This is a genomic window from Arthrobacter sp. 1088 (genome assembly GCF_031455315.1).
In the GTDB taxonomy this organism is placed as follows: domain Bacteria; phylum Actinomycetota; class Actinomycetes; order Actinomycetales; family Micrococcaceae; genus Arthrobacter.
Map to the genome: position 1 here is coordinate 64,471 of NZ_JAVDSM010000001.1, position 22,574 is coordinate 87,044.

The 22,574-nt window shown below is 62.9% G+C and carries 20 protein-coding genes; 11 read left to right on the forward strand and 9 right to left on the reverse strand.

The genetic code is table 11. The features are described from left to right. Window positions 1–6: 6 nt before the first annotated feature. Genes J2Y41_RS00290 through J2Y41_RS00300 form a run of 3 tightly spaced genes read right to left on the reverse strand, consistent with a single transcriptional unit; the run spans window position 7 to window position 2,300 of the window. Window positions 7–645, reverse strand: a complete 639-nt coding sequence (locus J2Y41_RS00290; RefSeq protein WP_377652913.1) for a potassium channel family protein — start codon at window positions 643–645, stop codon at window positions 7–9. Between the two features lie 40 nt (window positions 646–685). Next, on the reverse strand, window positions 686–2,119 hold the full coding sequence (locus J2Y41_RS00295; RefSeq protein WP_224088821.1) for a TrkH family potassium uptake protein: 1,434 nt from the start codon (window positions 2,117–2,119) through the stop codon (window positions 686–688). A gap of 43 nt (window positions 2,120–2,162) precedes the next feature. Next, a complete protein-coding gene (locus J2Y41_RS00300) occupies window positions 2,163–2,300 on the reverse strand; it encodes a hypothetical protein (protein ID WP_224088820.1) in 138 nt (45 codons plus the stop codon). On the opposite strand from J2Y41_RS00300, the gene J2Y41_RS00305 reads away from it, so the two are divergent. Then, window positions 2,299–3,447 (forward strand): acetoin utilization protein AcuC, encoded by a 1,149-nt coding sequence (locus tag J2Y41_RS00305; RefSeq protein WP_309925115.1) that lies wholly within the window; start codon window positions 2,299–2,301, stop codon window positions 3,445–3,447. The two genes, J2Y41_RS00300 and J2Y41_RS00305, sit on opposite strands and share 2 nt — an antisense overlap. Window positions 3,448–3,460: 13 nt before the next feature. On the opposite strand, the gene J2Y41_RS00310 is transcribed toward J2Y41_RS00305, so the two are convergent. After that, entirely contained in the window at window positions 3,461–3,937 is a 477-nt protein-coding gene (locus J2Y41_RS00310) for a hypothetical protein (protein ID WP_224088818.1), read from the reverse strand. Window positions 3,938–4,093: 156 nt separating this feature from the next. On the opposite strand from J2Y41_RS00310, the gene J2Y41_RS00315 reads away from it, so the two are divergent. Further along, a complete protein-coding gene (locus tag J2Y41_RS00315; protein WP_309925118.1) occupies window positions 4,094–4,666 on the forward strand; it encodes a metalloregulator ArsR/SmtB family transcription factor in 573 nt (190 codons plus the stop codon). Window positions 4,667–4,880: 214 nt separating this feature from the next. Beyond that, window positions 4,881–6,218: an NADP-specific glutamate dehydrogenase gene (gene gdhA / locus J2Y41_RS00320; protein ID WP_309925120.1), complete on the forward strand. Its 1,338-nt coding sequence runs from the start codon at window positions 4,881–4,883 to the stop codon at window positions 6,216–6,218. Window positions 6,219–6,298: 80 nt separating this feature from the next. Here the strand turns inward: gdhA and J2Y41_RS00325 are convergent, their stop codons facing one another. Further along, complete coding sequence (locus tag J2Y41_RS00325; RefSeq protein WP_309925122.1) at window positions 6,299–7,630, reverse strand: alpha-hydroxy acid oxidase; 1,332 nt, start codon at window positions 7,628–7,630, stop codon at window positions 6,299–6,301. Window positions 7,631–7,721: 91 nt separating this feature from the next. On the opposite strand from J2Y41_RS00325, the gene J2Y41_RS00330 reads away from it, so the two are divergent. Beyond that, window positions 7,722–8,420: an FCD domain-containing protein gene (locus tag J2Y41_RS00330; protein WP_309925124.1), complete on the forward strand. Its 699-nt coding sequence runs from the start codon at window positions 7,722–7,724 to the stop codon at window positions 8,418–8,420. Between the two features lie 70 nt (window positions 8,421–8,490). Here the strand turns inward: J2Y41_RS00330 and J2Y41_RS00335 are convergent, their stop codons facing one another. Further along, window positions 8,491–9,519, reverse strand: coding sequence for a LacI family DNA-binding transcriptional regulator (locus tag J2Y41_RS00335; RefSeq protein WP_224088814.1), 1,029 nt, complete (start codon window positions 9,517–9,519; stop codon window positions 8,491–8,493). Between the two features lie 179 nt (window positions 9,520–9,698). On the opposite strand from J2Y41_RS00335, the gene J2Y41_RS00340 reads away from it, so the two are divergent. The 5 genes from J2Y41_RS00340 to J2Y41_RS00360 are packed head-to-tail and all read left to right on the forward strand — an operon-like array spanning window position 9,699 to window position 15,614. Beyond that, window positions 9,699–11,120: a Gfo/Idh/MocA family oxidoreductase gene (locus J2Y41_RS00340; RefSeq protein ID WP_309925127.1), complete on the forward strand. Its 1,422-nt coding sequence runs from the start codon at window positions 9,699–9,701 to the stop codon at window positions 11,118–11,120. Between the two features lie 28 nt (window positions 11,121–11,148). Beyond that, window positions 11,149–12,147, forward strand: coding sequence for an NAD(P)-dependent oxidoreductase (locus J2Y41_RS00345; protein WP_309925129.1), 999 nt, complete (start codon window positions 11,149–11,151; stop codon window positions 12,145–12,147). Then, the gene (locus J2Y41_RS00350; RefSeq protein ID WP_309925132.1) at window positions 12,144–13,049 is read left to right on the forward strand and encodes a 5-dehydro-4-deoxyglucarate dehydratase; all 906 of its coding nucleotides are present in this window, start codon (window positions 12,144–12,146) and stop codon (window positions 13,047–13,049) included. Before J2Y41_RS00345 ends, J2Y41_RS00350 begins: the two co-directional genes overlap by 4 nt. Then, window positions 13,049–14,182, forward strand: a complete 1,134-nt coding sequence (locus J2Y41_RS00355; protein ID WP_309925133.1) for a mandelate racemase/muconate lactonizing enzyme family protein — start codon at window positions 13,049–13,051, stop codon at window positions 14,180–14,182. Before J2Y41_RS00350 ends, J2Y41_RS00355 begins: the two co-directional genes overlap by 1 nt. Further along, window positions 14,163–15,614, forward strand: coding sequence for an aldehyde dehydrogenase (NADP(+)) (locus J2Y41_RS00360; protein ID WP_224165287.1), 1,452 nt, complete (start codon window positions 14,163–14,165; stop codon window positions 15,612–15,614). The genes J2Y41_RS00355 and J2Y41_RS00360 overlap by 20 nt, the downstream gene beginning before the upstream one ends. Before the next feature lie 159 nt (window positions 15,615–15,773). Here J2Y41_RS00360 and J2Y41_RS00365 read toward each other — a convergent pair whose 3' ends face one another. The 3 genes from J2Y41_RS00365 to J2Y41_RS00375 are packed head-to-tail and all read right to left on the reverse strand — an operon-like array spanning window position 15,774 to window position 20,199. Further along, on the reverse strand, window positions 15,774–16,904 hold the full coding sequence (locus J2Y41_RS00365) for a M24 family metallopeptidase (RefSeq protein WP_309925135.1): 1,131 nt from the start codon (window positions 16,902–16,904) through the stop codon (window positions 15,774–15,776). After that, window positions 16,901–18,982, reverse strand: coding sequence for a DUF6807 family protein (locus J2Y41_RS00370; RefSeq protein WP_309925136.1), 2,082 nt, complete (start codon window positions 18,980–18,982; stop codon window positions 16,901–16,903). The genes J2Y41_RS00365 and J2Y41_RS00370 overlap by 4 nt, the downstream gene beginning before the upstream one ends. Next, window positions 18,979–20,199, reverse strand: coding sequence for an acetylxylan esterase (locus J2Y41_RS00375; protein WP_309925137.1), 1,221 nt, complete (start codon window positions 20,197–20,199; stop codon window positions 18,979–18,981). Before J2Y41_RS00375 ends, J2Y41_RS00370 begins: the two co-directional genes overlap by 4 nt. Before the next feature lie 374 nt (window positions 20,200–20,573). Between J2Y41_RS00375 and J2Y41_RS00380 the strand changes: the two genes are divergently transcribed. Together J2Y41_RS00380 and J2Y41_RS00385 are read left to right on the forward strand one after the other, a co-directional pair. Next, window positions 20,574–21,518: a carbohydrate ABC transporter permease gene (locus J2Y41_RS00380; protein WP_223934407.1), complete on the forward strand. Its 945-nt coding sequence runs from the start codon at window positions 20,574–20,576 to the stop codon at window positions 21,516–21,518. Next, window positions 21,511–22,443, forward strand: a complete 933-nt coding sequence (locus tag J2Y41_RS00385; RefSeq protein ID WP_224088802.1) for a carbohydrate ABC transporter permease — start codon at window positions 21,511–21,513, stop codon at window positions 22,441–22,443. Before J2Y41_RS00380 ends, J2Y41_RS00385 begins: the two co-directional genes overlap by 8 nt. The last annotated feature ends 131 nt before the right edge of the window (window positions 22,444–22,574 follow it).

Consider the following 22,574-nt stretch of genomic DNA (forward strand, 5'->3'; position numbering starts at 1 on the left):
CGCGCCCTAGGGCCGTGCTGCGAAGCGCTCCAGGAGATCGACGTGTCCGGACACGATCAGCATGTCGTGTCCTGACACCTTGGTTTCCGGCCGCGCATACGTGAAGTCCTCACCGGGGGTCTTCACGCCGACGATCGTCACGCCGTATTTGGAACGCACCTTGGATTCCTCCAAGGTGAAGCCCACAGTTTCCTTGGGCGGATACATCTTGACGATCGCGTAGTCGTCGTCGAACTCGATGAAGTCCAGCATGCGCCCTGACACCAGGTGCGCGGCACGGACGCCGGCGTCAGCTTCCGGGTAGATTACGTGGTTGGCGCCGATCCGGCTGAGGATCTTGCCGTGGGATGGGGTGATCGCCTTGACCCAGAGGTGTTGGATGCCCAGGTCCACAAGGTTCACCGTGATGAGCACCGAGGACTCGATGGACGTGCCCACGCCTACCACGGCGGAGCTGAACTCCTGGGCCCCCAGCTGGCGCAAGGCATCGATGTTGGTGGCGTCCGCCTCAACCACGTGGGTGAGCACGGGCGCCCATTTCTGGACGAGCGTCCGGTCGCGTTCAATCGCCAGGACTTCCCGGCCTTGCTTGACCAATTGCTCGGCTGTGGCCGACCCGAACCGGCCAAGGCCAATGACCAGCACTGGTGCGTTGTGGGCGGGGCGGTTGGCCGCGCCTGTGGTACTAGCCAATGATTGGCCTCTCTTCCGGGTAGTGGTACAGCTGGCTGCGCTGGCGCAGGGCCAGGCCGGCAGCGAGGGTTACGGTGCCCACACGGCCTGCGAACATGAGTGCGGTCAGGACGTAAACGCCCGACGGCGGCAGCTCGGCGCTGAGGTTGGTGCTCAGTCCCACTGTGGCAAAGGCGGAGATGGTTTCAAAGAGCACCCTGTCCAGTGTTGCGCCGCTGATGGAGAGCAGCAGGAATGCCGCGACCGATACAAGTGTGGCGCCGGCAACAATCACCGAGATGGCCACCCGCATGGTGCCTTGGGGAATCGTGCGTCCGTAGACCTTCACATCGGCATCTCCACGGGCCTCGGCAACAATGGCGAGGAACATGACCGCGATAGTGGTCACCTTGATGCCACCCGCGGTGGACGCCGAGCCGCCGCCGGCAAACATGAGGGCATCCGTGAGGAGCATCGTGGTGGATTCCATGTGGTTCTGGTCAACCAGGTTGAACCCGCCTGAGCGCGTCATCACTGATGCAAAGAGGGAATGGATGAGCTTGTCGCCAAGATCCATGTGCGCGATGGTCCGCACGTTGTCCCATTCCATGAGCGCCCACAGGACCGTGCCGGCGAGCAGCAGGATGAAGGACACCTGGATGGTGAGCTTGGTGTGGAGGTTCCACTTCTTCCAGTTCAGGCCGTTCTGTTGCAGAACCATCACTACCGGGAAGCCGAGGCTGCCAAGGAACACGCCCAACATGAGTGGAACCAGGATCCAGAGGTCGGTCTCGTAGGGCACGATTCCGTCCGAGTGCGGCGTAAATCCGGCATTGTTGAAGGACGAGATCGAGTAGAAGACCCCGTGCCACACCGACTGCCAGAATGGCTCGCCGAGAAGCATGAAGCGGGGGATCAGGGCCAAGGCAAGGGCGCCTTCGATCACCACGGAGGTCACGATGACGATGCGCAGCAGCGTACCCACTTCACCAAGCCTGCCGGCGTTGTTCATGGCCTCCTGGGCGATGAGCTTGCCGCGTACACCTAGCCGCTTGCTGACCATGAGGGCCAACAGTGAAGCGAGGGTCAAAGTGCCAAGGCCGCCCACGAAGATGCCCACCAAAATAATGAGCTGGCCAAGGAAGGACCAGTGGGTGGCGGTGGAAACCACGGTCAGGCCGGTTACGCAGACACTGGAAACTGCCGTGAACATGGCCTGGTGCAGAGGAGTAGGTTCGCCCGAAGCCGAGGAGAACGGCAAGGACAACAAGCCTGTGAAGAGCAGGATCACCGAGGCGAAAGCGACCAGGGCCAGGCGGGCCGGGGACGTGTTGGCGATGTTGTCAATGAAGTCGCGCGCACGCGTGAAAATCCACAGACCTTCACGTTCCTGCTGGCCGGGTTGCCAGTTGGCCGGGCTCGCAGAGCGCGACTGGCTTTGAGACATGGGTTCTTCCTCGGTTGAACATGCTTTCCTGAGTAGTAAACCACTATTCCTGCAGCGTAACCGGGCGGTAGAGCTCCGCGGCCTCAGGTAGCCTGTTCTGGATGAACTCCAGGCTTGGAACAACTGCTTCCAGCATTACGCGATCCGCACTGCCAACGACGGTTGTGTGGGATCCGGCCATGACTGCTTACAACTTTGGTCCCAGCCATCCTATGGCCCCGCAGCGGCTGGAGTTAACTGCGAGGCTCGCGGAATCCCTTGGTCTTTTCAACCACAGCCATGTGGCGGTGGAGAAGCCGGAGCTGGCCACCGACGTCGAACTTTGCTCGGTGCACAGCGCGGAGTACGTCGCGGCGGTGCGCCGCGTTAGCCAGGATCCGTCCGTGCCCGAGGAAGACCGGGGGCTCGGAACCGAGGATGATCCCGCATTTGCCGGCATGCACGAGGCCAGCGCCCGGCTCGCCGGCGGTTCCCTGTTGGCTGCTGAGTCCATCCTCTCCGGAAAAGCCGTGCGTGCCGTGAATTTCAGTGGTGGATTGCATCATGCCGCGCGCGAGCGGGCCAGCGGCTTCTGCGTCTATAACGACGTCGCAATCGCCATCCAGCGGCTTCTGGACGGCGGTGTGCGGCGCGTGGTGAGCATCGACGTCGATGCCCACCATGGCGACGGAACGCAAAGCATTTTTTGGAATGACCCCCGCGTCATGACAATTTCCCTGCACGAATCCGGGCTTACCCTCTTTCCGGGAACGGGTTTCGCAAATGAAACCGGCGGCCCGGATGCGCAAGGCACGGTTGTCAACGTCGCGTTGCCGGCGTTCACGGGAGACGCCGCATGGCTTCGCGCCTTTCACGCGGTGGTACCGCAACTGGTTGGAGCTTTCAATCCCGAGGTGATTGTCAGCCAGCACGGCTGTGATTCGCACCGCCTGGATCCATTGACGCACCTCAACCTCAGCGTGGACGGGCAGCGGGAGGCGGCCAGCGCCGTCGCCAGCCTGGCCGCCAGGTACTGCGATAACCGGTGGGTCGCCACAGGCGGGGGCGGCTACGACGTCACGGGTGTTGTGCCGCGTGCCTGGAGCCACCTGATCGGGATGGTGACGCAGCGGCCGGTCCCGCTAAGCACTCCCGTTCCCGAGGCCTGGCGGACCTATGTCAGGGAAACTTACGGGGTTTGGGCGCCCGAGTCGATGAGCGATGACGTGGATGTCTGGTGGCGCTCCTGGGAGGTTGGATACGACCCCGCGGACGAGGTGGACAGGACTGTCATTGCCACGCGCAAGGAGATCTTTCCTTTGTACGGGCTCGATCCCTGGTTCGATTAGACGGTCTCGCCACCTACGGCCCGGTGTTCTCTGTCTGGAACACCACGCCCGCTGCACCCACGAGCCATCCCAGCAAGGACAAGGCAAATGCGCCGATGAGGTCCGTGGACGCTTGCCCTTTGAACAGCCACAGCACCAACACGAGCATGCCCATGGTCATATAGACCATAATCGCGAAGATCACACGGCCGGAGAGCCTGTTGGCCACCTCGGTGGGGCTGACAAGAGTGCTGCTCTGGCCAGCCTCGGCTTGGTCCCTCTTGACCTCGGAAATCGTGAAGCCAAGTGCGGATGCCGTCAGGGAACTCAGGGATGTGGCGAGTACGCCTGCAGCTGTTACAAGGGCACCATTGAGTTCAGGTGCAACCGCACCGCCGGTGGGCACCCAGGTTCCGACGCGCAACAGGACGGCAGCCCAAACGAACACGAAAAGTGCCAGAAATACCGCGGCGATGATGTTGAACATTTGACGCCGGAAATAGTCAGTCATGGCCTTGCACCCCGTGCTCTTGGCGGCCGGGGCCTGGCAGCCCGGACGGACCGTGAATCCGTTTTAGCATTGGCCTTGGATAGGGTCAACGATCCACCACCGTCGCGGCACGAAACAGGGATGCCATTTGGCGTATATGTCGCTAGGGTGGGAGGCATGGTGACTGACGACGTATTTGCCGTCATAGCTGAGGCAACCAGGCGCGACATCCTGGTTTCACTCCGCTCTGGGGATAAAGCTGTAGGCGAACTGGTGGAAGAACTGGCTGCAAGCCAGCCCACTATCTCCAAGCATCTGAAGGTGCTCCGCGAGGCTGACCTCGTCAGCATGCGCGCCCAGGGGCAGAAGCGCTACTACGCGCTGAACCCGAAGCCGCTGGCAGGTGTGGCTACCTGGCTGGAAACGTTCGACGTCGGACCCTCGGCTGGTGCCGCCGTCGGACCATCCGAGGAAGCAGCGCCGCAAACGGTGGCTTCCGCTGAGGCTGTGCCCGCCGGATCGAATGTGGAACCCACTGTGCCGGATCTCGTTGCAACTCGTGCCGAGGCCGTAAGCAAGGCCGTGAAAGTCCACTCAGATGGGATGCCCGTCTCGCTGGATCCGGCATCGGACGATACCGTTCCGCAGCAGATTGGCCGGACTGTTGGCCGCGCTGCCACTAAAGCGGCGGATCTGCTGGCCAACCTCCCGAATCTTCCCAACCTTCCGAAATTCGGTCGCAAGCGCTAGTTCGCTTACCCACTCAATCCAGCGTGATCTTGAACACCTTGTGAGGTTTCGTTAGCGTCAAGTTTCCTTGCGTTTGCGGGGTTTTTCTACGGTTGCGTTAACTCTTCCCGTGGGTCACATTCTCGCTGGATGGAGATCCTACGTCCAATGATGCAACGATGACGGGACTGAATCGTCTCGTCGCCAGTCGGCGCATGGATGGATAGGAAGACGCATGGATTCGAGGCTCGAAGCTGTCCGGAACACCGTATTGGCGCGGAACCCTGGCGAGAAGGAGTTCCACCAGGCGGTCACCGAGGTCTTCGAAAGCCTGGGGCCTGTTCACGATCGGCACCCCGAATTCCTTGAGGGTGCCGTGCTGGAGCGTCTGTGCGAACCCGAACGGCAGATCATCTTCCGCGTGCCGTGGACCGACGACTCAGGCCGCGTGCATGTAAACCGCGGTTTTCGCGTGGAGTTCAACTCGGCGCTTGGCCCGTACAAAGGTGGGTTGCGCTTCCACCCGTCGGTGTACCTGGGCATCGTGAAGTTCCTCGGCTTTGAGCAGATCTTCAAGAATGCCCTTACAGGCATGCCGATCGGCGGTGGCAAGGGCGGCTCCGACTTCGATCCCCGCGGACGCTCCGACGCCGAGATCATGCGGTTCTGCCAGTCGTTCATGACTGAGTTGTACCGGCATATCGGTGAATACACCGATGTCCCGGCCGGCGATATTGGGGTTGGCGGGCGCGAGATCGGCTACCTCTTTGGCCAGTACAAGCGCATCACCAACCGCTATGAATCCGGTGTCCTCACCGGCAAGGGGATTTCCTGGGGTGGCTCGTTGGTCCGGCCGGAGGCTACCGGCTACGGCACCGTGATCTTCGCCCAGGAGATGCTCAAGACCCGTGGTGCTTCCTTTGACGGCCAGCGCGTTGTGGTGTCCGGTTCGGGAAACGTGGCCATCAATGCGATTGCCAAGGCACAATCCCTCGGTGCAACCGTGGTGGCCTGTTCCGATTCCGCCGGTTACGTCGTGGATGAGGCGGGAATCGACGTCGGGCTTCTCAGCCAGATCAAGGAAGTGGAACGCGGGCGCCTCACCGAATACGCTGCGCGCCGTTCCGGAGCCAGCCACGTTGCCGGCGGTTCCGTATGGGACGTGAACGGCACGGTCGCGCTGCCATGCGCCACGCAAAACGAGCTCGACGGCGACGCTGCCGCCAAGTTGGTCAGCAACGGCCTGATTGCCGTAGCTGAAGGCGCCAACATGCCCTCCACGCGTTCGGCAGTCTCAGTGTTCCAGGAGGCGGGTGTTCTGTTCGGCCCGGGTAAAGCCGCCAATGCTGGTGGTGTTGCTACGTCCGCGCTGGAAATGCAGCAGAACGCCAGCCGTGATTCGTGGTCATTCGAGCACACGGAACAGCGGCTTACCGAGATCATGGTGGGCATCCATGACCGCTGCGCAGCAACCGCCGAAGAATATGGTTCGCCGGGGAACTATGTGGTGGGCGCCAATATCGGCGGATTCGTCAAGGTAGCCGACGCGATGCTGGCCCAGGGCCTGATCTAGCGCCTGCGCCCCCAACTGGGTCGCAATTAAGCGCGTTTAGCGGGCTCAAAACGTGCTTAACTGCGACCTAGTTGGGTGGGCTAGCTCTGCAGCAGCCGCACGTGGTCCGGGTTCAGGTCCGATACCTTGCTGACGCCCAGGAGTGCCATGGTGCGGGTCATGTCCTTCTCGAGGATCTGGATCGTGCGGTCCACGCCTTCGCGTCCACCGGCCATGAGTCCATAGAGGTATGCGCGGCCGATCAAGGCAAAGTCTGCCCCCAAGGCGAGGGCGGCCACGATGTCGGCGCCGCTCATGATACCCGTGTCCAGCATGATCGCGGCCTTGCTGTTGTCTGCCTTCAGGGCCGCCGAAACGTCAGGCAACAAATGGAACGGGATAGGCGCCCGGTCCAGTTGGCGGCCACCATGGTTGGACAGGACGATGCCGTCGGCGCCGTGGTCCACCACCATGCGGGCGTCTTCTACCGTCTGGATGCCCTTGACCACAAGCTTGCCCTTCCAGGTTTCACGCAGCCAATCAAGGTCCTCATACGTCAGCGTGGGGTCGAACATTGAGTTGATGAGGTCCGCCACCGTTCCCGTATACCGCGAGAGCGACGCGAAGGTCAGTGGCTCATGCGTCAGGAAGTTGAACCACCACGCGGGTCGGTAGGACGCATCCAGGACTGTCTTGAGTGTCAGCGCCGGCGGGATGGTCATGCCGTTACGGACATCCCTCAATCGAGCCCCGGCTACAGCAGTATCCACGGTCACCATGAGGGTATCGTTGCCTGCTTTGGCGGCGCGCTCGATCAACTCCAGGGAGCGGTCACGATCGGTCCAGAGGTACAGCTGGAACCAGTTGCGGCCGTTCGGAGCCGCCGTAGCAACGTCCTCGATCGAGGCCGTGCCCATCGTGGACAGCGTGTAGGGAATGCCGGCAGCTTCTGCGGCCTGCGAGCCGGCGTATTCGCCCTCGGACTGCATCATCCGGGTGAATCCGGTGGGCGCAATGCCGAAGGGGAGGCGCGATTCCTTCCCCAGAATGTCCGTGCGGAGGTCGATCCTGGAAACATCGCGAAGGATCCCGGGGCGGAATTCGATGTCCTGGAACGCCTGGCGCGCCCGGCGCAGCGTGATCTCGGCTTCCGCGGCGCCGTCGGTGTAGTCGAAGGGGGCCTGCGGCGTGCGGCGCTTGGCGATGTCGCGCAGGTCCCAGATGGTGCTGGCGCGCTTGAGGCGGGCGGCCTTGCTGAATTCTGGCTTCTTGAACTGCATGAGCGGCGCCAGGTCCGACACCTTGGGGATGCGCCGCTTCAGTGCCGGAGGTTGTACGACGGCGGGCGTCGGCTGGGGCGGCCGGCTGACGGTTTCGTCGCTCCCGGCATTGGCCGGGGCTGCTGTGATCTTCGGATCGAGGGTGTCGGTCATGCGGTTCTCCCTTGAAATTCTGTGGTCCTACCACTGTGGTCTAACCACACTGTAAGCCATGTGGTTGGACCACATCAACTAGTATTCCCGTATGCGTACCCACGAACTAGTCCTGCAGTGGATAGAAAAGCAGCTATCCGACGGCGACCTCGCCCTCGGCGGACGGCTCCCCGGAGAGCGGGCAATGGCCGAGCAGCTGCAGGTATCCAGGACATCTGTACGGGAGGCCGTGCGGATCCTTGAAGCAATGGGTGTTGTGCGCGCGGGCGTTGGCTCGGGCAAGGATGCGGGAACTGTAGTGATCGCCGAGCCCGGCTCTGCGCTGGGCTCCACGCTCCGCCTCCACGTGGCAACCCGCCACCTTCCCGTGGCCGACATCGTTGAGACCCGTGTGCTGCTCGAATCCTGGGCAGCTGCCCGGGCCAAAGTTGGCGCCCCTGCCCTTGATGAGGCGGCGGCGCTGCTCGAGCAAATGGACAACAGCCCGGACATCGAGGCGTTCCTGGCCCTTGATGCCCGGTTCCATGTGGCACTGGCACAGGCTGCCGGAAATACGGTGGTCAGTGCAATGATGGCGTCATTGCGGGGCGCCATTGAAAACTACGCCGGCGAGTTGACCGGGAACCTTCCCGATTGGAAGGCGACTTCCGAACGGCTCAGGGCCGAGCATCGCGCCATCCTCGCTGCCGTCAACGCGAAAGACGGCGGCCGGGCAGCAGAGCTCGTGGCGGCCCACATCGAAGGCTTCTACAAAGAGGCCGGAGTGGGCTCGCAGCCTTCCGGAGACTAGAGCAACGCGGGGTCACTTAGGGCCCATGGTGGGCTTCCGGATGGGCCCTAAGTGACCCCGCGTTGCATTTCTAGGCGGGCTTGAAGGCCGGGGCTGCAGTGCTCTTGCGGATTTCCATCCTCGGCGAGAACTCATCCTGGGCTTGGGTGGTGGATTCGCCTGCTTGCTGGATCTGCTCCCGCATCCTGCGCCACGCCAGGCTCCCAAGTTCATTGATGGGAACGGCGGCGGTGGTCAGCGGGGGAGTGGTGTACTTGGCGAACGGGATGTCGTCGAACCCCGTCACCGAGATATCTTCCGGAACCCGCATGCCACGCTCGTGCAGGCCACTGAGCAAACCCATGGCGACGAGGTCGTTGAAGGCCAGGATGCCGGTGGCGCCACTGGCGATGATGGCCTCGGTGGATTCATGTCCGGAGTCGAAGTTGGACCCGCCGTGGAGCATTTGGAGTTCAATCTCCGGGTGCTCTTTCCGGAATTTTTCCAGGCCCACCAAGCGCTGGCGGTTGGATGCGCTGTGCTCCGGGCCGGAGAGATAGGCCAGCCGCCGGTGGCCCAGGCCCACCAAGTGCTGGGCGAGTTCCTGGATACCTTGGCCGTAGTCCACGCTGAGGCTTGGAGTGTTGGTGGCCACCGTGGTGCGGTTGATGAGTACCAGCGGATGCAGGGTAGGTGCCAGCTCTTCAAGTTCGGCATCGCCCATTCGGGGTGCGCAGAGCACCACGCCATCGCAGCGGCGACGGGCTTCTCCGGCCAGGATTGCTTCCTCGCTGGTTACCTCGGATGAATCCGCGATCAGGACGCGATACCCGTCCTGGGAGGCGGCAATGCTAAGTCCGCGGAGGATGGCCTGGAACGTGGGGTTTGCCAGGTCCGGGACAACTATGCCGATGGTGTCGGTTTTGCCCAAGGCCAGGCTTCGGCCCACCGGGTTGGGTTGGTACTTCAATTCGGCTGCCGCCGCACGGACGCGCTCGGCAATGCCGGGATCAACGGCGGCGTTACCGTTCATGACGCGGGACACTGTGGCGTGCGAGACGCCTGCCTTCTCCGCGACATCGGCAATGCCAATCCGCCGATTGGTGTTCCTCCGTGCCATGTTGCCCCTTCCGGTTGGCTGTCCGCGTGCTGCCCCTGCGTTGGGGCAATGGTTGACGGAACCGCCAGAGTCTTGATACAAAGCTTATAACGCTCTGAGAAAACGCTTTCTCATGATTCTTCCCAGATCACGCCGGGCCGTCAAGCGGTTCACTCCTGCCTTTTGAAAGGGGCCTTCCCATGGTCAACGTCGACACCGCCGAGACCCAGTCGCCCGCGCCGGGCACTTCCGGGTTCTCCGCCGGAAGCACCGCCCGCCATCGGACCCGCATTGCCCTTATCGGGACCGGGGGCCGCTCCGAAATGTACATTCGCGCCATCTATGGACAGCACGCAGATGTGGCTGACCTCGTCGCCCTCTCAGACGTGAACCAGGGCCGCGTGGAGTTCTACCAGGAACTCATCAAGGAACTCGGCGGAACAGAGCCGGTGGCGTTCTTCGAGCCGGCAAAGCTGACCGGGTTCATCCAGGCCAACGGCATCGAACGCGTCATTGTAACGACGCCGGACTACACCCACGCGGACTACATCGTGGAGGCACTCGAGGCGGGTGCCGACGTCGTGGTTGAAAAGCCGCTGACGATCGATGTCGAGGGCTGCCGCCGCATCACCACTGCCGTGGCAGAAACCGGTCGGAATGTCGTAGTCACCTTCAACTACCGTTACTCGCCGCGCAACACCGCCCTTAAGGAGATCATCCAGAACGGCGTGATCGGCAAGGTCACGTCCATCGACTTCACCTGGGTGTTGGACACTGTGCACGGCGCGGACTACTTCCGCCGGTGGCACCGTGAGAAGAAGAACTCCGGTGGCCTGCTCATCCACAAGGCCTCCCACCACTTCGACCTCGTCAACTGGTGGATCAATGACGTCCCCGAGCGCGTTTTCGCCTCCGGGGGGCTCCGCTTCTATGGCGACAAGAATGCTGCCGAGCGCGGTCTGGGTGCCCGCCCGGAGCGCGGCACGGTTGATGGCCTGGCGCGTGATCCGTTCCGCCTGGACATGCGGGAGGACGAACGCTTGAAGGCCCTGTACTACGACAACGAAAAGTTCGACGGCTACCTGAGGGACCAGGACGTTTTCACGGAAGGCATCACCATCGAGGACAACCTGGCCCTCGTGGTTGATTATCAGGGCGGGCCCACGTTGAGTTACTCGCTGAACGCCCACAGCCCGTGGGAGGGCTACAGGGTCAGCGTCAACGGCACGGAGGGCCGCGCCGAGCTCGAAGTGGTTGAGCGCGCAGCGGTCCAATTCAGCACAGACAAGAAGACTGTGGTGGACCCCAGCGCCACGCCTGTTGAGGAAGAAGACGCCGTTCGACGAAACGGTGAGCGCCTGGTGGTCCAGCGTCACTGGGAGGCGGCCTACGAGGTCCCGATCGTCAACGGGGAAGGAGGCCACGGAGGCGGCGACAACCTGCTGCTCTCCGACCTCTTCAATGGACCCGGCGTAGACCCCCTGGGCCGTCCGTCGGGGTACATCGATGGCCTCCGTTCCGTCTCAGTCGGCATCGCCGGCAACCGGTCCCTGGACACCGAACTCCCCGTCCGCATCAGCGAACTTGGCCTGGGCATCGATCTCAGCCGCGGCCAGGCCTAACGGCCCAACACACACGAGGACAAACACCATGAGCAGGATTTTCGTCACCGGCGGTTCCGGCCGGCTTGGCCGCAGCGTCGTGGCCGGCCTCGCCCAGGCCGGACACGAGGTGGTCTCGGTTGACCGCGACGCCATCCCGGCGGAGCAGTTGCCGGCCGGCGCCGTGCAGTACGCGGCGGACCTTTTGGCCCCGGGAGAAGCGGAGCGGCTCCTCCGGGAAACAAACCCCGACGCCGTCATTCACCTCGCTGCTATCGCCGTACCTTTCAGCGCCCCTGAGGAAGTCATTTTCAGCACGAACACCCGGCTCGCCTACGGGGTCATCAGTGCAGCCACCGACGCGGGTATTCCGAAGATTATTACGGCAAGCAGCCCCACCGCCCTGGGCTACGGCTCACCGGCCGGGTGGCTGCCGCCGTCGTTCCCGTTGGACGAGCAGACGCCGCCCAAGCCCTGGAATGCTTACGCGTTGTCCAAGCTGATCGCCGAGCAAACAGTGCAGATGTTTGCCGCGGCGCAGGGGGACAAGATCCGGTACGCGGCGTTCCGGCCTTGCTACGTCATTTCCCCCGAGGAGTGGCAGGGCGCGCCCACGCAGCAGGGCCACACGGTTCGCGAGCGGTTGCAGGATCCCGCCCTGTCCGCGCCGGCACTGTTCAACTATGTCGATGCAAGGGACGTGGCAGACTTCCTGGACGTGCTGCTGGAGAAGATGGACGCCATCCCCAACGGGCAGGTCTTCTTCGTCGGAGCGAAGGATGCCTTGGCCACTGCTCCGCTCGCTGAGCTGTTCCCGCGTTTCCTGCCGGGCAGCAGCCCGCTTACCGAACACCTGACCGGCACCAGCCCCGCGTTCTCCATCGGGAAAGCGCGTGAGCTTCTTGGCTGGGAGCCCAAGCGCAGTTGGCGAACCGAACTTACGCCGCCCTTCGAACGCGAAGACTCAGCAGCATCAGAGCAAGCACTACTCAACGACGAGAATCACGCCGGCCTGGTCCCGGCGGGAGCAACCAAGGAGACACCATGAACTTCGACGGCGTACTGTTTTTCCCCGTCACACCCTTTGCCGAAGACGGCTCGGTGGATGTAGCCCTCCTGAAGGAGCACATCACCTCGCGCCTTCCTTACGGCCCCGGAGGTGTTTTCCCAGCGTGTGGCACGGGTGAATTCCACGCCCTCTCCCTGGATGAGATCCGCACTGTGGTGGCTGCCGCCGTCGAAGCTGTTGCCGGTGCTGTTCCGGTAGTCGCAGGCGCCGGCGGCCCGCTCGGCCACGCACTTGCTGCCGCCAAGGTTGCCGAGGAGGCAGGCGCCGATGCCCTGCTGGTTCTCCCGCCGTACCTCGTTACAGGGCCAACAGACGGCGTGGTTGCTTACGTCGAGGCCATCGCCGCTGCCAGTAGCCTGCCCGTGATCGTCTATCACCGTGGCACGGCGAAGTTCACTGCCGCGGCCATGACCCGCCTTACTGCCAATCCCAAGGTCATCGGCTTCAAAGACGGGATCGGGGACGTCGGCCTCGCGCAGGAAATCGCATCGGCCATCAACGCCAGCGGCCGAACCGACTTCGCACTTTTCAATGGGCTCCTCACGGCAGAGCTGACCCAGGGCGCTTACCGTGGCTTGGGCATCCCGCTCTACTCCTCGGCGGCCTTTGCCATGGCTCCGGAGATCGCAAAGGCCTATTACGACGCCTACATGTCAGGCGACGAGGAACGGCGCAACGCCCTGCTCGAGGGGTTCTATTCGCCCCTGGTGAGGCTTCGCGACCAGACGCCCGGCTTTGGCGTCTCGCTGATCAAGACAGGCCTTCGCCTGGCAGGGCTCCCGGTTGGCTCCGTGCGACCACCGCTGGTTGACCCCACCGAGGAACAGCTGTTGGAGCTCAAGTCGATCCTGGCCAAGGGCCATGAGTTGGCCGTCAGCTGATGACAGCGCGCATTACCGGACTCAGCACACGGTTGATCACGGTTCCGTTGCTGCGCAGCTGGGGTGCTGAAGCCCCAGAGAACCATGTGATCGTCACCGAACTGACCACTGACGACGGCGGCGTGGGCCACGGCTTCTCGTGGACACCTACTATTGGTCCCCAAGCGGTCAAAGCGCTCCTGGACCACGACATCGCCCCCTTCATCCTTGGTCTCGAGGCCAACCCGGAGATCGTCTGGGACCAGCTGTGGAAGCGGCTGCACGAAGCTGGCGGGGGAGGCCTGACCACCATCGCCATGACCGGCGTGGACCTCGCGCTGTGGGACCTTAAAGCGCGGCAGGCGGGCACGTCCGTCACCGCGCTTCTGGGCCAACGCCAGGAATCGGTGGAGGTCTATGGCTCGGGTGTGAATCTGCACTACTCCCTGGAACAGCTCGTGGAGCAGGCACAGCGCTGGGTTGCCGCTGGTCATAAGGCTGTGAAGATCAAGGTGGGAAAGCCTGAGCTACGCGAAGACGCTGAACGGGTGGCAGCCGTCCGGCAGGTCATTGGCCCAGACCGCCTGCTCATGATTGATGCCAACCAACGCTGGGACCTGGCGCACACCTTCCGTGCCTTGGATGTTTTGGGGGAGTACGGATTGGAATGGCTTGAAGAGCCAATCCGTGCTGACGATCTGTGGGCCTACCGGCGCCTGCGTAAACATTCTCCGGTGCCTATCGCGCTTGGCGAGAACGTCCACACTATCTACCGTTTCCGTGACTTCATCGAAGCCGAAGCTGTGGACATTATCCAACCCAACATTGTCCGCGTGGGCGGCATTACGCCGTTCCGCAGGATCGTTGAGTTGGCCCGTGCGAGCAGCATCAGGGTGGCGCCGCACCTTTTGCCGGAGCTCTCCGGACAATTGGCGCTCACCTTGGCTGAGGCCGTGAGCGTGGAAGAAGTGGAAGACGCTTCCTTCGAGCAACTCGGCATCCTCGCCGGGCCCTCTCCCATCCGAATCCGCAACAGCAGGCTCAGTTCCGTAGGCCGTCCAGGTCTTGGCTTCGACTTTGCCGCAACGCCGGCCGCGCGTCAGAGCTCCGCCCCTGAGAGTAAAGGAAACCACATTGAGTACAGCAACTCTTGACCTGACCGAGGTTACAGCCGCTGCCGCCGCAGCCTTCAAGGTGACCGCCGCAGCGTCCGACGCCGAGCGCGCAGCCTGGCTGACCGCCGTCGCCGACGCCCTGGACGCCAACGTGACGGAACTGGTGGCCATAGCTGACTCCGAAACCAGCCTTGGCACGGTTCGGCTCACCGGTGAGGTGGCGCGGACGAGCGGCCAACTCCGGTTGTTCGCGAGGGTGATCACGGAGGGCTCGTACTTGGAGGCCGTCATCGATCACGCGGATCCTGCCGCCACCCCGCCCAGGCCTGACCTGCGCCGCATCCTGCGTCCGATTGGACCGGTGGCCGTGTTCTCGGCGTCGAACTTCCCGTTCGCGTTCTCGGTGGCCGGTGGCGACACCGCATCGGCGCTGGCTGTCGGCTGTCCGGTGATCGTCAAAGCACATTCCGGCCATCTACGACTGTCCGAGCGGACTGCCGGGATCGTGACCGAAGCCTTGGCCAAGGCCGGGGCCCCGGAGGGCATCTTCGCCCTCGTGAGCGGACGCGAGGCCGGTACGGCATTGGTGCAGGATCCCGCCATCAAGGCGGTGGGCTTCACCGGGTCCATTCCCGGCGGCCGCGCACTGTTCGACCTCGCAACGTCCCGCCCGGAACCGATCCCCTTCTACGGCGAACTGGGCAGCCTGAACCCGGTGGTCATCACGGATGGTGCTTTGGCTGATCGTGCTAAAGAACTTGCTGCCGGCCTGGCTGGTTCGTTCACCCAGGGAGCGGGGCAGTTCTGCACCAAGCCAGGACTCGTTTTCATCCCTGCGGGCACCGACTTCGCTGCCCAGGTGGCTGAGGCGAGCAAGGACAAACCGACCGCCGCCATGCTGACCGAGCGGATCGCGGAGGCCTACCCTTACGGCTTGCGCAGCGTCGCCGAGCAGCCGGGTGTTGCGGTGGTGAGCGGCATTGTGGATCAGGACAGCCTGGCCGATGGCGCCGCTCCGGTGGTGTTCTCAACGAGCGCCGCCAACGTGCTGGAACGTCCGGATGAGCTGCTGGAGGAGTGCTTCGGCCCCACAACTCTCCTCATTGAGTACGCCAACAACGACGAACTGTCTCAGGCGCTCGCCAAGGTTCCGGGCAGCCTCACCGGCACCGTACACGCGCAGCCAGGTGAGGACATTTCAGCGCTTGTGGAGCAGCTGAGTGAGCTCGCCGGCAGGGTCCTGTTTGACGGTTGGCCCACTGGCGTTGCCGTGAACTGGTCGCAGCAGCACGGAGGACCGTACCCCGCCACCACATCGCTGTTTACCTCAGTGGGCGCTACCGCGGTTCGCCGCTTCCAGCGTCCCGTGGCTTACCAGGACGCTCCGGAAAGCATCCTGCAGCCGGCCCTGCGCGAGGCGAACCCGTTGGGCATCCCGCGCCGTGTGGACGGCGTGCTGACGCTCGGCTAACTCACCTACAGCGCACCCAACTAAGTAGCAGTTAAGCGCGTTTTGAGCCGTCAAAACGCGCTTAACTGTTACTTACTTGGGTAAGGGCAGATGAAAGAGGCGGGGTCACAATCGCGGTGACCCCGCCTCTTTCGCGTTGACTCGAGCTTGACGAAGGCGCTACCGCCGCAGGGTGATCGGACGACGGCGACCGTCCACTTCCGTCGTCGGCCAGCGGTGGTCCACGGTCAGCACGCGCAGCCCGGAGTCCGTTAGCAGCACGGTGTCTTCGATCTTCACGCCAGGTCCTGAGGGGTTCCACGTGAACGGCTGGTGGAGGACGATCCTGTCCGTAACGTCCGCGGTGACCCGCGGATCACGGCCCGCGTAACCTGCAGGACCACCTTGGTGATGCAGGGTCCATTGCTCGGGACCAAAACGGTGGCGCACATAGGCATCCTGAATCTCGGCGAAGACCTCACTGAGCTTGGCACCCGGCACGGTGGCCCGGAAGATGTCTGCTTCAACTGCCGCGATGCGGGCTTCGGCGTCGAGCTCCTGCGCGCTACCGGCGTCGAATGCTACCCAACGGGTCACGTTGGCCACCAAGCCATGACGACGTGCGCAAACCACAACCATGGCCCTGCGCCCGATCGGGGCATGCGTTGCCAGCGGGTGGCGGAAACCGCTTCTCGCCGCCCCGTTGCACAGCAGCACAAGGGGCTCGGCGCCCACTGCCACAATCCGGGCAGCCAGGTCAGAGACAAGCTCAAATTCGGTTGTCCCGGGCGTTGCTGCCGTGAGGACGTCCGTCATTGCGGTTGCTGCGTCGGCGGACAAGCGGGCGTAGCGGGCTGTTTCTGCAGGCAGGAGCTGTTGCCGCGCTGCCCGTAGTTCCCCTGCAACGGCGGCTTCCATCAGCGGGTTTCCGTCATCGGCCAGTGCGGCCGCAGATGCGTGCAACTGGCCGTGCCACGGAATACTGTGCAGGTTGACGCCCTCCGGAAGTTCCTCGGCCTCGATGCGGCCGGCTTCATTGTTGAACGTCACCAGGTGATCCCCGGCTCGATCCACCAGGAGGGCCGCGATGGGATCCCCTGCCAGGCTGATATGGACACGGCTGCCGTCCAGGTACCACGTGAGTGCCGTGTTGCTGGTGAGCAGGAGTGAGTCGCGACCCGAATGGTCCAGGATGTCCAGTATGCGGCGGCGCTTCACCACGCGGTCGGCGGCATTGCCGGGAGCCGGGGACGCGGTGCCGGATGTTGGCGCGGCGTCGGGCGTTACTGCGGATTGAGTCGGAGCGTTCATGCTGGGTCCCCCTGGGTTGAGATGAGCTGTTCAATGTCCTGAGTGGCAAGGAAGCCGTCAGCGATGAGCACCCTGACGGTGCGATGCACAGGGCGGCCGGGTTCTGCGGCCACCGGGGACTCCCAGGCCAAGGACAGCCCCACACCCGGATAGCCCGAGTGACGAACAAACCAGGGGTCCGGGGCTTGGGGGGATGCCAGGAAAACGAGCGTTGCAGGATGGCCCAGGCCCGGGTCGCCCGCAGCAACACCCCCGCCCGTTCCGGCGTCGAAAGTTCCTGACCAAGCCAGCCAGGGCGCGACGCTGCCATGGACGGCATCTTCACCACGCGCCCCAGGGGTCCAGATGGTCGCATCACTGACCCTCGGCAGGCGCCAGAAGAAGCCACCGTAACCGCCCTGCGCCCTTCCGTTGGAACCTGGGCTGCCCAGCAGCACCGGGCGTCCCGTGGCGGATTCGAGCGTGAAGTCCAGCGTCAGCTGCCAGGCGGAATTCCCGACGGCGGCCCAGCGCCACTCGCGCTGTTCGCGAAGGAGGGGTTTGCCGTTGGGGCCCACCCAGCTCAGCAGCTCGTCCCTCTGACCATCCCTGTGCTCCGCGGACTCAACGAGCACGCGGCCGTGGTCCTTGCGCCAGACGTACGCTCCGGCGTCGCGGGTGTAGGTCCGGCCACCCCAGAAATTGACGCCGTCGACATCCTGGATGGCGACCCCTGCTCCAAGGTGCCACACATGGTCCTCCGGAATGTGGTCACTTACAACCGTGCCGGCAAGGGTTCGAACGGGGTGGACGTATGGACGCGGCGAGGAGGTTGGCCGGATGCGCGAACCGTCGTGCATCGTAGCCACGGATATTCCGTTGACTTTCAGCTCTGGCTTGACTGCTGTAGCCCCCGTCTGTCCGGCCTCCGTCTTCGAAACCCACGGCGTCCCGAGTTCCGCAAACGTTGCTTGCCCAAGGGCGGCCCGGCGGATCCACGATTCCACGTCCTGCACGACGGCATGGGCGTCGTCGCCTTCGCCCAGCCACGTCACATGGTCCGGATGGATGAGCCGGGGTGCGTCCGAGGTCCGGACCGCTTCCAACACGGACATATAGGCGCCCGTTTCACTCAATGGGCTGAGCAGATCCTGTTCGGTTCGTGCTGAAAGGAGGTTTTCCAGCAAGTCCGTCCGCCCGAAAGCCTCATTCCGGATCCCGTCGGGAGTAGTGATCTCCACTTTGTCTTCGGTGTAGGAAAGCCGGATCTGCCCGAGCGTGCCGTAGATGGTCACCGATGGCGCTGACTGCACGGGCGCGCATAATGTCAGTGCGCAGGTCAGCACTGTGCCCGTTGCGGTCCGGACCCTGATCACTGAGGTGTCATCGCTTTCGGTGTCATTCGCCCGGTAAAGGTCGGTTTCAACCAAGTCGACGTCCGCAAGGGTCCTGGCACCAGCGAGTCGCAGCCCGGTGGCCACGGCGTGTGCCAAGGCGTTCGTCGCTACGCCGTCCACGACATCCGTACCATTCAGGCTTCGCTTGCCGGCCCAGCGGGAGCGCGTGAAGTACCGCTTTGTCCGAAGCCATTGGCCGGTCGCGCTGATGCCGCGGACCTCGCCGATTTCCCCCGATGCCACAAGCTTTTCAATGGCGGGAAGGGCGTGTGAACCAAGGCTCTGGAAACCGACTTGAACCATCCGCCCGGCGCTCGCCGACGCTGCGAGGACGCTTTCGTACTGAGCCATGGAAGCCACGGGAGGCTTTTCGAGGTAGAGGTTGGCGCCGGCCCTCAAAGCGGCGAGGGCGATCGGGGCGTGGGTTTGGATAGGAGTGGAAATGATGACGACGTCGGGGGCATTTCCCGCAGCCAGAAGCTCATCCAAGGAACTGTAGACGCCCACATCGGGAGGCAACTGGCCTTGGGCCGGTGGCTGTGGATCGGCAACAGCCACTAGTTCAAGCACTCCGGCGGAATTGAGCCGATGGAGATTTTCAAGGTGTCGTTCGCCGAATCCGTGAACGCCAACCAGTGCTACCCGGGGCAGTTGGTTGTGGGTGGCCGAGCTTGTGTGGGGCGCCGTTACGGGCAAAGTCATAGTGCTGTCCTAGCGGGATCAGTTGAGGGGAAACCCGGGGCTTCATTGGCCTGGAGGGTGGAGGAGAGAAAAGCTGCCGCCTCTTCCTGCATCGCGGTGGAAAAAACATGGGGCCCGGGCCAAAAGCTGCCTGTGTACCGCCCAGCCGGCATCCGCTGCGAAAGGCGGGCATCGGCGTCGCGCATTCCCGCTTCCGGAAACAGCTGGTCGGCCAGTGCGTATTGGACCAGGACAGCGCCGGCCGTTGAACGCACCACAAGATCGGGCCAATCCCCCAGCTTTGACAGGCCAGGGGAGTGGAGCAACCAGGAATGCGCATCGAGGTAGGCGGGAAGGAGGGACGCGAAGGTGGTCATCATGCAGGTGACCACGTAGCTGCGGATCAGTGGACTAAGGGCGGCGAGCACCATGGCCCGGCCGCCTCCACCTGAAAATCCGGTGCAACCAAGGCGTTCCGGATCGACTCCGGGGAGGGACGCCAGGACGCCCAACGCCGCGAGGTCGTCATGCGCGACCGTCCCGGCGATGCTGGTGCCAAGGAGCGTTGCGGCTTTTGCCACGGTTTCTTCATGATCGGCCGCTGCTGCGTTGTAAAGATCCGCCGCGGATGGTTCGACGCCGGCCTCCCGCCACAGTGCCTGCTGGCCGTTGACGGCCCGGGCCGTCCGCCAAGGCTGGTTTTCCAGGCCAAAGCCGCGGCTGCCCCACATGAAGGCGTCGTGTGCCAGGACAGCGAAACCCTGCTGGGCAAGCCACGTAGCCATGGGCCGCCCACCGTAGAGCTTTTCCCGTAACTTGGCCGGCACGGGACCGAAGCCAACCGGAGTGGTGGCTCCGGCGTCGTTCCCTTCATCTCCTGGAAGCAGGACAAGCCGTTCCGCGCCATGGGATTTGATCCCGCCATGGCAATGAAGGGCCAGTATTCCGGGTAGTGGGTCCGTGATGCCGGTTGGCCGCACGAACCAAGCCGAGGTCCTTGGCCCGAAACCAAGCTGCCAGGACAGGCCGGTGGTGATGACGCCGTCGTGCTTTGTTTCGGTGTCTACCCTGTATTCCGGAACCGGTGCAGTGGGAGGGACGCCGAGGGTGTCAACCAGCTGCTGCGCACTTGGAGAGGCTGCCGCGAAGTGCTTCCGGGCGGCGTAAGCGGGCCAATCCTCGTAGCGGCCAAGAGCACTGGGGCGGATGGGCATTCCTGCCATGTCAGCAGTGGTCATGGCAGTCGCCGTGCTTGGGGAACAATGGTGTCCTGCCTTTTTGGTGCGGATGATGTGCGAAAGCACACGCCGGGCTTCTTCGGCGTGTGTAAACCAGGTATCGGCGACTTCCTCAGAAAACGCTTTCTCAAAAATTAGCAAAAGGCTGTACATGGGTCAAGAAAGCGTTTACTTTGGTACGGAGCCGCTGATCACCAGGATGCACATCCCGGCGAGTCAAGGGGTACCGCCAGGAGAACGGCGGCGTCCCGGAAGGCAAGCATCAACCACACTCGTACTCCGTGGATGGCCACGATGACCAAAGGAGACCACATGGCCGCATATGAACACACGGGGACGCCGAAAGGCGTTCGCGGTCAGGCTGGAGGGAAGCGATGAGCGCCATTGGCGAACTCTCCACCATGACCCGCCGCAAGGGGCCCATGACCAAGGAAGAGAAGAAGGCGAACGGCCGCGACAACAAGGCCGCCTATGTTTTCCTGCTTCCGTGGCTGATCGGCCTCGTGGTCATCACCGTGGGTCCGATGCTGATGTCGTTGTACCTGTCCTTCACGGACTACAACCTTCTGCAGCCACCGCAGTGGGTGGGAATCGACAACTTCGTCCGCATGTTCGGCGATGCCCGCCTCCATAATTCCTTGCGGGTTACTTTCACCTACGTGTTGGTAGGCGTGCCGCTCCAACTGGCTGTGGCCCTGGTCATCGCCCTGGTCCTGGACAAAGGGCTTCGTGGCCTTCCGTTCTACCGTTCCATCTTCTATTTGCCGTCCCTGCTGGGCGGATCTGTGGCTGTTGCGATTCTTTGGAAGCAGATCTTCGGTACCACCGGCCTTGTGAACCAGGTCCTTGCCATGATCGGCATCCAGGGGCCTGGATGGATCTCGGATCCAAACACGGCGCTCGGCTCCATCATCCTGCTGCATGTCTGGACGTTCGGCAGCCCGATGATCATCTTCCTGGCGGGCCTGCGCCAGATCCCGAACATGTACTACGAGGCCGCCGAAGTTGACGGCGCCACCACCTTGCAGAAGTTCTGGCGGATCACGCTGCCGATGCTGAGCCCCATCATCTTCTTCAACCTGGTGCTGCAAATCATTGGTTCGTTCCAGTCGTTCACGCAGGCATTTATCGTCTCCGGCGGCAACGGCGGACCGTCCGACTCCACTATGTTCTTCACGCTGTATCTGTACCAGAAGGGCTTCGGCCAGTTCGATATGGGCTACGCCTCGGCGATGGCCTGGTTCCTTCTGGTCATCATCGGCGTCTTCACTGCCATCAACTTCATCGCTTCAAAGTATTGGGTGTTCTACGATGACTAAAATCCAGACCCTCCCGGCCGCAGCTGAGGACCAAAGCAGCAAGCCCAGTAAGAGCCCGCGCCGCCGCGAATCGCCAGGAAACCTGGCCTTCAGCCGGAACGCCCGCATCAAGGGACTCATCAAGCACGCCATCCTGATCCTCGTTGGCGGGATCATGATCTATCCATTGCTGTGGATGGTTGTTTCCTCGCTGCGGCCCAATGACCTCATTTTCCGCGAGCCGGGCCTTTGGCTGAACAACCTGGAAATGAGCAACTACACCGATGGCTGGTCTGCGCTGACGCACCCGTTCGGGCATTACATGATCAACTCTGCGATCGTCGTACTCGGCTCGATCGTCGGAAACCTGATCTCGTGCTCCATGGCCGCCTATGCCTTCGCCCGGCTTCAGTTCAGTGGCAAAAAGCTGTTCTTCGGAATCATGCTGCTGACCATCATGCTGCCATTCCACGTTGTGATCGTGCCGCAGTACATCCTGTTTTCGCAGATCGGTTGGGTGAACACGTTCTGGCCGCTGATCGTGCCGAAGCTCCTGGCCACGGACGCGTTCTTTGTGTTTCTCATGGTGCAGTTCATTCGTGGCATTCCGAAGGAACTGGATGAGGCTGCCCGCATTGACGGCGCCGGCCACCCGAGGATTTTCCTCCGCGTCATACTTCCCCTCATGGTTCCGGCCCTCGCCACCACCACGATCTTCACCTTCATCTGGACCTGGAACGACTTCTTCGGTGCGCTCATCTACCTCACGGATCCGGACATGTTCACTGTCCCCGTAGCGCTTCGCGCTTTCGTTGACTCGCAGTCCGCTACCAGCTGGGGCTCACTCTTCGCGATGTCCATCGTGTCCTTGTTCCCGGTGTTCCTTGTCTTCCTGTTCGGCCAGCGGTTCCTGATCAAGGGCATCGCAACTACCGGCATCAAGTAGGACCTTGCCGTACTCCATGGAAGTCCGGGGCTTTCGCCCCGACAAGTAATACAAGCTGGGATCTTGTCATACAAGAGTGTGACTTGTACCATAAAAACCACGCAAGAAAACGCTTTCTCAGTTCGCATCAA